Below are 11406 nucleotides of genomic sequence, written 5' to 3'. Positions count from 1 at the left end.
GCTGCTTTGCAAGGAGGGTCGCAGCGGTGTAACAGTTATACCGCGCGCTGGTGTCAGCCGCCCTGACGGAGCGCAGTGCGCCGCATCCCATCCGCCTTCTTCACACCTCGCACATCACAAAGTCTGCCTTGCCGACATTGCATTCGGGGCAGCGCCAGTCGTCGGGCACGTTGGCCCAGAGGGTGCCGGGCGCGATACCGTGGTCGGGCAGGCCCGCAGCCTCGTCGTAGATCCAGCCGCAGACGGCACACATGTAGATTTTCATAGGGCGGTTCCTTCGTGTTCGGTGGCTCTGCGTCAGTCGTCATCGTGGTGCCGTTGGCGTTCGGTCGACGTGCCGCTGGCAACCCAGCCGCTGGGCGACTGCTGCCACTGCCAGGCACCAAAGGCCAGTGTTACGATCAGCAGCAGGGCGGCGAGCCAGGTGCGGTTCTTCGGGACCAGGTCCGGCCCTTTGCCCTCTACCCGGCCGGTGAGCATGGGCAGTGCCTGGTTCTTGCGGCGCAGCAAGCTCAACCCTGCAATCAGCGCGATGTGGACAAGCACCACAAACAGCAGGGCGTTGCCGAAGAACTCATGCACTTCTTCCATCGCTTCTCCCATCCAGTTGCCACCCAGCGTAGCGCCCCAGTCGTTGTACGTGGCATATCCGCTGAGCGTGAGGGGCACCACCAGCGCCAGCAGCAACACGATGGCCAGCGCCATCAGCAGGTTCTGGCCCTGGCGCCAGTTGATCTGCGTGATCGATGGGGCCTGGGGCAATGTGCGCAGCCATGCGGGCGTCCCCGCCAGCTTGCGCCACAGCAGGCCCAGGCCCGAGGTGCGTGGCCCGAAGATGCCGTACAGCAGTCGAAAGCCCAGCAGCCCCGCCATGGAGTAGCCCAGCGTGACGTGCAGCAGCCGCCAGTGTTCGCCGTCGGCCGTGGCGTAGGCCCCCGCAAAGCAAAGTGCAAACAGCCAGTGGAACATGCGCGTGGGCGCATCGGTCACCCGGCGGCTGGGGGCCTTGGCAGGGGCTGACTGCGCCGTGGCGCTGGCAGGGTGGAGGGAAGGGGCGTTGTTCATCGTGTTCTCCTTGTGGGGACGCCAAAGGTTTCTGTCGGTGGCAGCCAGTCGTTCCACGCGCGGCGCGATCGGACATCCAGCCCTGCAGGCATGCGCAGGTTGTGTTCGTCAAACTGCCCCTGGTCTGCGCCCGTGTGGCAGGCTGCACAGTTGGCAGCGCTTTTCACGCTGGCGAGCTTCCAGGTGGTGGGTTCGATCTTTCGGTGCTTGCGTTCAAACCAGGCCGAGCGGGTGATACGGTCCTCGGGTGGCTCCTCATTCACCCGCTTGTAGGTGCCTGCGTGGGCCTGCAGCCACTGGTTGAGTTGGCGTACGGTGGCGGCGTCCAGCGATGCGTCGGTGCCGTAGTGCTTGTCCAGGCCCGTCATCACGCGGTTCCAGGATGCTGCGGGCAGCAGGCCGGGCGGGTAGGAGGTGTGGCAAGCGGCGCATTCCTGTGTGTAGGCACTGGGCACGTTGCGAGGCATGGCGCGCCCGCTGTCTGCATGGGCGCTGGAGAGTGACAGCAGGGTCAGTGCGCACACAGCGGCGGCCAGGGCTGCAGGGCGTAATTGGGCTGGTTTTTGCATGGTGTCGGTCTCAGGGCTTGAGGGCGTTGAGGTAGGCCAGCACGTCGGCTTTTTCCACTGCTGTGCATTCACGGCTCACCACGTCGTTGCAGTTGCGGCGGAACCACTTGTCCACCTTGGCGGTGTCGGTGAACGCCTTGGGGTTGAAGGCCGGAGCCAGGGGCGCAATCGACTTGCCGGTGCTGGCGTGTTTGCCCTGTGTGGTGGGCGGTGTGCCGTGGCAGGATGCGCAAGACCATTCGCTACCATGGCGTGCGTTGAAGAACACCTTGCCTTTGTCCGCATTGCCTGGGCTGCCGGCCTGTGCGCTCCAGTGGGCGAGCTGCTGGGCAGCGGTGGTGTCAGCGGCGTGGCTGATGCTGGTGGCTGCAAGTGCACAGAGCGTCGCCAGAGTCAGGGTGCGAAGGGAAGTCATGCTGTGGTCCTTGTGGGTTTCATCGCTTGTGCAGCCATTGTTGAAATCCCCGCCTGAACGGCGCGTGAAAGGGCTGTTCATCGGCCGTTCAGATATCGCGCAGGACAATGCGCCCATGCCTTTCTCCTTCCACTCTGCTTGTGCGGGCCGCCATGTCCGGTGCATGTGCTTGGCGGCGTGTGTGCTGTGGGCTGCCGCGCTGGCCGTGTCGTCCGCGTGGGCCAGCGGCAAGGAAGACCACGACCGCGCCCGGCAGGCCGTGCAGGCGGGCCAGGTGCTGCCACTGCCCGTCGTGCTCGATCGCCTGCAGCGCGAGGTGCCTGGCCAGGTGCTGGAAGTGGAGCTGGAGCAGGAGCGCGAGCGCTGGATCTACGAGATCAAGCTGCTGACGCCTGCCGGGCAGTTGACCAAGGTCAAGCTCGATGCGCGCACGGCGGAGGTGCTGCGTGTGCGATCCCGAGAATCGCGCGAAGATCTGCAGCGAAGCCGTGACAATCGCTGACACCCTTCCGACCACGACACCTCCATGCGCATCCTGCTGGTAGAAGACGACACCCTGCTGCGCGCCCAGTTGCGCAATGCCCTGCACGGCGCGGGGTACACGGTGGACGAGGCAGACAACGGGCGCGACGCACAGTTTCTGGGCGACACCGAGGCAGTGGATGCCGTGGTGCTGGACCTGGGCCTGCCGGTGGTGGACGGGCTCACGGTGCTCAAGCGGTGGCGGGCCGAGGGGCGCAACATGCCGGTGCTGATCCTCACCGCGCGCGACAACTGGCACGAAAAAGTCGCAGGCATCGATGCCGGCGCCGACGACTATCTGACCAAGCCCTTTCACCTCGAAGAACTGCTGGCGCGCCTTCGCGCACTCATCCGCCGCGCCAGCGGGCAAGCGTCGGCCGTGCTGCAGTGTGGAGACTGGTCGCTGGACACACGCAGTGGCCGCGTGACCTGTGCGGGCCAGCCGGTGACGTTGACAGCGCATGAGTACAAGGTGCTCGACTACCTCATGCACCGGCCTGGCGTGCTGGTGTCACGCGCGGAGCTGACCGAACACATCTATGCGCAGGACTTTGATCGGGACTCCAACACCATCGAGGTCTTTGTGGGGCGCTTGCGCAAGAAGATGTCGCCTCCTGCGGCTTCGTCGGCTGCCCTGGCGGATTCGGCCCGCATCGAAACCGTGCGTGGCATGGGCTACCGCCTGGTGCCGCCATGAGCGCGCAAGCTGTGCCACCTGCGCCGCCCGTGCACTGGTCCCGGTCGTTGCGGGTGCGGCTGCTGGCCGTCACGCTGGCGGGGGCGGCCGTAGCCATGGCGCTGGCTGGGCTGGTGCTGAGCGGATTGTTCCGCGAGCATGTGCAGCAGCAGTTTCAGGCTGCACTGCAGCTGCAGCTGGACCAGATCACGGCGCGGCTGGAGTTTGACGCCCAGGGGCAGCCGGTGATTGCTGCCGAGGCGCTGTCCGACCCGCGCTGGCTCAAGCCCTACTCCGGCCTGTATTGGCAGGTGGACGCCATGGCGCCCGACGGGCGGGAGCGGGCAGGGGTGTTGCGCTCGCGCTCGTTGTGGGACACCAGCCTGGCGCTACAGGTGGATGCGTTGGCCGATGGCACCGTGCATGTGCACGAGATGACAGGCCCGCAGGGCGCGCCTTTGCTGGTGCTGGAGCGCACGGTGCGCGCCGAGGGCGTGCATGCAGCGCGCTGGCGCTTGATTGTGGCCGCCGACCTGCAGGCCACGCAGGCAGCCACGGCCCGGTTCACTGGCGTGCTGGGGCTGTCGCTGGCGGTGTTGCTATTGCTGCTGGTGGCCGCCGCCTGGGCGCAGGTGGCGGTGGGGCTTAAGCCCCTGCAGGCGCTACAGCGCGCGGTGCAGGATGTGCAAGAAGCGCGGGCTTCGCAATTGCAAGGCAGCTTCCCTGCTGAAGTGCAGCCGCTGGTCGACGACTTTAATGCCGTGCTGCGCCGGCATGGCGAGGTGGTGGAGCGGGCACGCACCCAGGCGGGCAACCTGGCCCATGCGCTCAAGACGCCCCTCACGGTGCTGGAGAACGCGGCCCGCACACAACAGCCCACTGATGGCCCGGAGCTGGCGGCGCTGGTGCGAGAGCAGGTGGTGGTGGCCCGCAGGCACATCGACTGGCACCTGGCGCGGTCGCGGGTGGCGGCATCTGCGCGCTTGCCCGGGCAGCGCACGCCGCTGCAGCCGGTAGTGGATGGGCTGGTGCGCGTGATGAACAAGGTGCATGCGGACCGGTTGCTCGATATCAGTGTCGAGTCTTCAGCGGTGCCGCTTTTCTTTGCGGGCGAGGCGCAGGACCTGCAGGAAATGCTGGGCAACCTACTGGACAACGCCTGCAAGTGGGCGCAGGCTGCGGTGCGGCTGCAGATGCAACTGCTGCCCGCCGGATCGGGCGCTGCGCAGCCCCAACTGGTGGTTGCGGTGGAAGACGACGGCCCCGGCATTGATGCCGCGCAACGTGATCAGGCGCTGGAACGCGGCGTGCGCCTGGATGAAACCGTGCCCGGCACGGGACTGGGCCTGGCCATCGTGCAGGACCTGGCAGCTTTGTATGGGGGGCGGCTGGATCTGGAGCCCGCAGGCCTTGGCGGCTTGCGGGCGACGCTCACCCTTCCTGCCACGAGCGCTCACTGAGCCACAGTGGTTGCGGCTGTTCGACACGCCAAAAAAGTCCTCCTGGGCGGGGCGCCTAGAGAAAAACCGCCAAAGCGGAAACCCATTAAAAAAGCCCGCCAAAGCGGGCTAAGGCCCTGACAAATTCCCCTGAATTTTACAAAGCCTTGGAGTGATGGAGACAGGGTATCACCGTCTGCCGTATTTGACCACTTTTGTTGTGCAAGCGGCCTTCAGTGCCTGCTTTCCACGCTGTTTTGCATGGCTGTCTGAGCGACGGCGTCCAGGGCGTTGTCCACCACGGTGTGCTCGGCCAGCACCTGCATCGCTCCCTGTTGCAGTAGCCGGTCCAGCAGCCGCAGGGTCATCGATTGGGTGCGGCCAGCGGCGCTGGTAAAGAGGAACAGGTTGCCGTGCGAGCCGATCCAGGACAGCTGTGTGCGCTCCCACTGGCCCGCCACCTGCAGATTGACCCAGGTGCCCACCGTGATGGTGGCGGCGGGCAGCGGCAGGGGCGCAGCGCTGCTGGGAGCAGCCTCGGGGGCCGTGTCTGCGCCCTCGCTCTCGGGCGATTGCGAGATATCGATGTAGCCGGACTCCCTCGCTTCGGAGGGCGCAACCCAGGGGTCGTCGTCATCAAGGGGCGCCGGTTGTTGCGGCTCTGCCGTGGGCGTTGCAAAAGTCGCTGCGGCTGCAGGGGCTGGCGCAGCCACCCTGGGCCCGGGTTTGAAGGCCTGCTGGTGCAGTTGCATCAGCAGCTCAAAAACAGCCTCTGTGCGGTCTGTTGGGTAGTCGATGGACGCCAGACCTTCGCGCAATTTGGCCAGCAGCTTGGGCAGCAGGCGAGCCAGCTGGCCCGTGTTGGCGCGCGTCAGTTCGGGTTGTACGCTCCAGATCAGCGCGTCCACCAATTCCTGGTAGCGGCCCGGGTCGGTCGTGCCTGATTTGTCCGAAAGACGCGCCTCCGCCATGACCTGGGCCCAAGCGCCCAGCAAAAAGCGCGAGATGGCGTTCGGCACCTTGCCAATGTCGGGCAGCAGCCAGATCTCGCGCGATATCTGTGCGGCCAGCAGATGGCGCTGCTCTGCGTGCTGCAGGGCCTCGATGGCGCGCAAGCGCTCCTGCTTGAGCGCCTGGTCCTTCTCGGCCCATTTGGTGTGCAGTTGCTGCAGCACTTGTTCAAAGTCATCAGCGCTGTCGATGGTGGCGGTGGCCAGCGGGCCTGCGATGTGCATGAGCGAGCGCATGAAGCTCTGAAAACCAGGGGCTTCGGGGCTGTTGAAGGCCTGGCTGCGGTCGGTGATGTCCTGCAGCAGGCGGCGCGCGGCATGCTCCTTGTGGCTGAAAAAGCGAGGGTCGGCCAATGCCAGCTGCATCAGCGCAGGCTCCAGCGCGCGGATGAACTGTTGCACCGGCCACAGCAGCCGGGTGTCGCGCGCGATGTTGTCCACCATCAGCGCCACCACCTCCATGCTCAAGGCCTGGCCCAGGCCCTGCGCCTGTGCCCGCTGCGCGGCAGCAGGGCTGCCGTCTGCATCGTTGCCGGCTGGCGCGCGTGGCGTACCCAGGCGCTCCATCATCTGGCCGACCTGGTTCATCTCTTGCAGCGCCTCAAACGCTGCGGGCACCGTCATCGCGAAATCCGTGGCCGGTGGGTCGATCTGCGGCAAGCCTTGTGACGGGTGTTCAAACTCCCGGTCAAACCGGGCTGCGAAAGATTCCTGGGGGTTGTCGCCGCTGGCGTGCATGTCCGCAGGGGCGGGTGCGTCATTGAACTCGCCCAGCAGCAGGCGGCGCAGGCGGTCCAGCGTCAGCAACGGGTCGCCCGTGCTGGTGGACGACACGTACAAGTCGTTGTCGGCTGCAAAACCGGGGGACGCCCCGGCGTCGGCCGGCGCCACATAGACCACTTCGCCCGTGGCCTGCCGCATGGCGTAGCCCACAGGCTTCACACCACTTTGCTTGAGCTGGTCGATTTGCGCGAGGTACAGGCTGCGCAGCTCGGCGCCCAATGCCTGTGCCATCAGCCCCACCCAGTCGTGGCGCACCTGGGGTGTGACCTGCATTTGCGACACCACGGACTGCAGAGCCTGCAAGAACACGTCGGGGCGCAGCGGGTTGTGCTCCGGCTGCACCCGGGACAGCCCCTGGGCCGCGCACACCAACGCGTCGAGGTCCGCCAGCGGACCTTCCACTGCAGAGATCAGTACCTGACGGGCACGTGCGCGCTCCACGCTGTCGTTGATCTGCGCCTCGTCCATCAGTTCGAGGTCGTCAAAGTGCACGGTGAACAGTGACCGCGTGGGCTTGTCGTCGCCCTGTGCCGTGTCCTGGTCCAGCGCCTTGCGCAGTGCGTCGGGGTAGCGATCTGCCATCACCGATGCCAGCCGCACCAGTTGCTGCCGTGCCTCCTGCATCGCATGGTGCTCGCCGGGGGTGCGGGCACTGTCCAGGCGCGCTTGCAGGGACACGCGCGTGGCCTCAATGACGCGCTCCACCACAGGCCGGGCCTGGGCCAGCGCGATCTGGACGATGCGCTGCTGGGGCGCAGCGGGGCTGTCGGTCGGGGCCGGGGCGGGCAGGGTGGTGTGTGTCAAGGCCATCTTCAGTGGAACGCGATACCAGTGGCTGCTGCAGTGGATGCGATGTTACGCGTCAAAAAGGGGCCAGAGGCCCCTTTTTGACGATGGTGGGACGGTTTTACCCGCCGTGGAACTTGACCACCAGCGGCACGATGAGCAGTGCCACGATGTTGATGATCTTGATCAGCGGGTTGATGGCCGGGCCGGCCGTGTCCTTGTAGGGGTCGCCCACGGTGTCACCGGTCACGGCGGCCTTGTGCGCCTCGCTGCCCTTGCCGCCGTGGTGGCCGTCTTCGATGTACTTCTTGGCGTTGTCCCACGCGCCACCGCCCGTGCACATGCTGATTGCGACAAACAGACCTGTGACGATGGTGCCCATGAGCAAGCCGCCCAGCGCCTTGGGCCCCAGCAGCAGGCCCACCACAATGGGAACCACCACCGGCAGCAGGCTGGGGATCACCATTTCCTTGATGGCGGCGGTGGTCAGCATGTCCACGGCCTTGCCGTATTCGGGCTTGCCCGTACCGTCCATGATGCCCTTGATGGTGCTGAACTGGCGGCGCACCTCCACCACCACAGCGCCTGCGGCCCGGCCTACAGCCTCCATGGCCATGGCGCCGAACAGGTAGGGAATCAGCCCGCCGATGAACAGGCCCACAATGACCAGCGGGTCCGACAGATCAAAGGTGATGGCCTTGCCATAGCTCTCCAGCTTGTGGGTGTAGTCGGCAAACAGCACCAGTGCAGCCAGGCCGGCAGAGCCGATGGCGTAGCCCTTGGTCACAGCCTTGGTGGTGTTGCCCACGGCGTCCAGCGGGTCGGTGATGTCGCGCACACTGCTGGGCAGCTCGGCCATTTCGGCAATGCCACCCGCGTTGTCGGTGATGGGACCATACGCATCCAGCGCCACCACAATGCCCGCCATGCTCAGCATCGATGTGGCTGCCACCGCAATGCCGTACAGGCCAGCCAGGCCGTAGGACACGATGATGGCCGTGCACACAAACACCACCGGCCAGGCCGTGGAACGCATCGAAACGCCCAGGCCCGCAATGATGTTGGTGCCGTGGCCGGTGGTGGACGCCTGGGCAATGTGCTGCACGGGCGAGTACTGCGTGCCGGTGTAGAACTCGGTGATCCAGACCAGCGCGGCCGTCAATACGAGGCCGGTGGCGCAGGCGCCAAACAGCCGCAGCTGGGTGCCCGTGGCCGTGACCGCGTTGTCCGGCATGATCCACAGCGTGACGAAGTAGAAAGCGATGAGCGACAGCACGCCCGCGATCGCCAGACCCTTGTACAGCGCGGGCATCACGTTCTTCATGCCGGGCGTTGCCTTGACGAAGAAGCAGCCAATGATGGATGCGACGATGGACACCGCCCCCAGCGCAAGCGGGTACACCACCGCATTGACCTGGGCCGTGGCCACCATCAGGGCGCCCAGCACCATGGTGGCGATCAGTGTCACCGCGTAGGTCTCGAACAGGTCGGCCGCCATGCCGGCGCAGTCGCCCACGTTGTCGCCCACGTTGTCGGCGATCACGGCCGGGTTGCGCGGGTCATCCTCGGGGATGCCTGCCTCCACCTTGCCCACCAGGTCGGCGCCCACGTCCGCGCCCTTGGTGAAGATGCCACCGCCCAGGCGCGCAAAGATCGAGATCAGCGACGAGCCGAACGCAAAGCCGATCAGCGGGTTGAGCAGCGTGGCCAGATGGGTGGTGGGCGTGTGGTTGCCGTTGCCCGCCAGGAACCAGTAAAAACCCGTGACACCCAGCAGACCCAGCCCCACCACCAGCATGCCGGTGATGGCACCGCCACGGAACGCGACATCGAGCGCCGGGCCAATGCCTTGAGTGGCCGCCTGCGCGGTGCGCACATTGGCGCGCACCGAGACATTCATGCCGATGAAGCCGCAGGCGCCCGAGAGCACGGCGCCCACCACAAAGCCGACCGCCGTGGTGCCGTCCAGAAACACGCCGATGAGCACCGCCAGCACCACGCCCACGATGGCAATGGTCTTGTACTGGCGGGCCAGGTAGGCGGCGGCACCGGCCTGGATGGCGGCGGCAATCTCCTGCATGCGGGCGTTGCCCGGGTCTTTGGAAAGGATCCAGCCCCGGGCCCAGATGCCGTAGGCCACCGCAATGAGCCCGCAAACGAGGGCGAGGATGAGAGGGGATGTCAGTGCTGAACTTGCAGCCATTCAATTCTCCTTGGTGTGTTGCACGGAGGGGGACCAACGCATCGGTGGCTTCCCCGCTGCGTTGCTTCCTCGTGCTACCCATGCGTTTCGCGCAGGAGCCGATTGGCCAACAGGCCCAATTTACAGGCAAACGCCGGTTTGCAAGCGGGCAGAAAGGGGCGTGCGCCTAAAATCAGGGTTAATCCCGACGCTTCGTTGCGCTGCATCAGTGCCGAAGGCCTCGCGGGTTATCGTCAACAAACCACTATCCAAAGACATGTCCCTCAACAACGTCCCCCCAGGCAAGAACGTTCCTGACAGCTTCAACGTCGTCATCGAGATTCCGATGAACGCCGACCCGATCAAGTACGAAGTGGACAAGGAATCGGGCGCCATTTTTGTGGACCGTTTCATGACCACCGCCATGCACTACCCCACCAACTACGGGTATGTGCCGCAGACGCTGTCGGGCGACGGCGACCCGGTCGATGTGCTGGTGATCACGCCTTACCCGCTGTTCCCCGGCGTGGTCGTGCCCTGCCGCCCCCTGGGCATCTTGATGATGGAAGACGAGGCCGGTGTGGATGGCAAGGTGATTGCTGTGCCCACGTCCAAGATCCTGCCCATGTATGACCACTGGAAGACCATCGACGATGTGAACGCCATGCGCCGCAACGCCATCGCCCACTTCTTTGAGCACTACAAGGACCTGGAAAAGGGCAAGTGGGTCAAGGTGCTGGGCTGGGAAGGCATCGACGCCGCCAAGAAGGAAATCACCGACGGCATCGACAGCTACAAGAAGTCGCAGGCCTGATAGGTCAGATAGGCCGGTAGCGCTGGTGCCGATTGCGCCAGCTGCTATCAAAATAAAAGCACGCCATCCGCCATGGATGGCGTGCTTTTTTGTGGGCGGTGCCCCGGTGGGGTAGGGAAAAGCCGCGCAATGTGCGGTCAGACCCGCTGATAGACTGCATTTGGTTACACACCTGGGGTGGTCCCGGTGTCACGAGGTACTTTGAGGTGATTCATGAAAATTTCTGATCTGCGCATCGGCGTGAAGCTGGCGGCGGGTTTCCTGGCGGTGGTGCTGCTGACCGCCTTGCTCGGCGCCATTGCGCTGGTGCAGATGTCCCGCATCCACGCCAACGCCGAGGAGATCGCTAGCAACCTGCTGCCCAGCGTCACGCAAACGGGCGAGCTGCGGGTGCTGCTCAACCGCATGCGCCGTGCGGAGGCGGGCATGGTCACGGCGCGCAGCGCTGCCGAGGTCAAGGCGTTTGCCGAGCAGGTCGCGCAGCGCCACAAGGACCTGACCCGAGTTGAGGCGATCTACGAGCCGCTCATCGACATGCCCAAGGAGCGCGAGGTGTTCAACGCCTACAAGGCGCGCAAGGCGGCCTATGTGGCGTTGCAGGACAAGCTGGCGGACATTGCCAAGGGCGTGGACTTCAGCACTGCCGAGACCATGGAACTCACGGCAGATGCGTTGAGCATGCTGTATGCGGGCGAATCGGAGTCAGCCTTTGTGGCCACCGCCGAGACCCTGGGCGAGCTGCAAAAGATCAATGCGGACGCTGCATTGAAGGCCAATGAGGAAGCGATGACAGTGTTCAATGCGGCACGCATCTGGGTGCTGGGCACCCTCGCGCTGTGCGTGGCGTTGGCGGCCGTACTGGGTGTGGCCATCACCCGCGCCGTTACGCGCCCCGCCCATCACGCCGTGTTGGCCGCCCGCGCGATTGCCGATGGCGACCTGGCGACCGAGGTGCCCCCCGGCGGCAAGGATGAAATGGGCCAGCTGCTGAATGCGCTGGGCGACATGCGGGCCAACCTGGCGCGTGTGGTGTCGGGCGTGCGCAGCAACGCCGAAGGCGTAGCGTCAGCCAGCGCACAGATCGCCTCAGGCAACAACGACCTGAGCGCGCGCACGGAACAGCAGGCCTCGGCGCTGGAAGAAAC

General features: G+C 65.5%; 11 protein-coding genes. 5 read left to right on the top strand and 6 right to left on the bottom strand.

Going from position 1 to position 11406, the window contains the following annotated elements; genetic code table 11:
* Window positions 1-100: 100 nt before the first annotated feature.
* Genes ASD75_RS04265 through ASD75_RS04250 form a run of 4 tightly spaced genes read right to left on the bottom strand, consistent with a single transcriptional unit; the run spans window position 101 to window position 2049 of the window.
* A complete protein-coding gene (locus ASD75_RS04265; protein WP_056743520.1) occupies window positions 101-265 on the bottom strand; it encodes a rubredoxin in 165 nt (54 codons plus the stop codon).
* A 32-nt stretch (window positions 266-297) separates the two neighbouring features.
* The gene (locus tag ASD75_RS04260) at window positions 298-1065 is read right to left on the bottom strand and encodes a cytochrome b/b6 domain-containing protein (protein WP_056743518.1); all 768 of its coding nucleotides are present in this window, start codon (window positions 1063-1065) and stop codon (window positions 298-300) included.
* On the bottom strand, window positions 1062-1634 hold the full coding sequence (locus ASD75_RS04255; RefSeq protein ID WP_056743515.1) for a diheme cytochrome c: 573 nt from the start codon (window positions 1632-1634) through the stop codon (window positions 1062-1064). Before ASD75_RS04255 ends, ASD75_RS04260 begins: the two co-directional genes overlap by 4 nt.
* Window positions 1635-1644: 10 nt before the next feature.
* Window positions 1645-2049 (bottom strand): DUF1924 domain-containing protein, encoded by a 405-nt coding sequence (locus ASD75_RS04250; protein ID WP_056743700.1) that lies wholly within the window; start codon window positions 2047-2049, stop codon window positions 1645-1647.
* A gap of 115 nt (window positions 2050-2164) precedes the next feature.
* Here ASD75_RS04250 and ASD75_RS04245 point away from each other — a divergent pair, with 115 nt between their 5' ends.
* Genes ASD75_RS04245 through ASD75_RS04235 form a run of 3 tightly spaced genes read left to right on the top strand, consistent with a single transcriptional unit; the run spans window position 2165 to window position 4707 of the window.
* Window positions 2165-2551 (top strand): PepSY domain-containing protein, encoded by a 387-nt coding sequence (locus ASD75_RS04245; RefSeq protein WP_056743699.1) that lies wholly within the window; start codon window positions 2165-2167, stop codon window positions 2549-2551.
* 24 nt (window positions 2552-2575) lie between these two features.
* Window positions 2576-3268 carry a response regulator transcription factor gene (locus tag ASD75_RS04240; RefSeq protein WP_056743513.1) on the top strand — a complete coding sequence of 231 codons (693 nt, stop codon included), beginning with the start codon at window positions 2576-2578 and terminating at the stop codon, window positions 3266-3268.
* Window positions 3265-4707, top strand: coding sequence for a sensor histidine kinase (locus tag ASD75_RS04235; protein WP_200947561.1), 1443 nt, complete (start codon window positions 3265-3267; stop codon window positions 4705-4707). Before ASD75_RS04240 ends, ASD75_RS04235 begins: the two co-directional genes overlap by 4 nt.
* Window positions 4708-4919: 212 nt before the next feature.
* Here the strand turns inward: ASD75_RS04235 and ASD75_RS04230 are convergent, their stop codons facing one another.
* Window positions 4920-7289, bottom strand: coding sequence for a DUF1631 family protein (locus ASD75_RS04230; RefSeq protein ID WP_056743511.1), 2370 nt, complete (start codon window positions 7287-7289; stop codon window positions 4920-4922).
* A gap of 97 nt (window positions 7290-7386) precedes the next feature.
* Window positions 7387-9468 (bottom strand): sodium-translocating pyrophosphatase, encoded by a 2082-nt coding sequence (locus ASD75_RS04225; protein ID WP_056067326.1) that lies wholly within the window; start codon window positions 9466-9468, stop codon window positions 7387-7389.
* Window positions 9469-9724: 256 nt separating this feature from the next.
* Between ASD75_RS04225 and ppa the strand changes: the two genes are divergently transcribed.
* Both ppa and ASD75_RS04215 read left to right on the top strand, forming a co-directional pair.
* A complete protein-coding gene (gene ppa / locus ASD75_RS04220) occupies window positions 9725-10261 on the top strand; it encodes an inorganic diphosphatase (RefSeq protein WP_056067328.1) in 537 nt (178 codons plus the stop codon).
* 213 nt (window positions 10262-10474) lie between these two features.
* On the top strand, window positions 10475-11406 hold a 932-nt coding region (locus ASD75_RS04215), incomplete at its 3' end, for a methyl-accepting chemotaxis protein (RefSeq protein WP_156400943.1).

Origin of the sequence: Acidovorax sp. Root568 (assembly GCF_001427445.1) — a bacterium.
Taxonomy (GTDB): domain Bacteria; phylum Pseudomonadota; class Gammaproteobacteria; order Burkholderiales; family Burkholderiaceae_C; genus Acidovorax; species Acidovorax delafieldii.
This window is presented reverse-complemented; position numbering and strand designations above follow the sequence as displayed.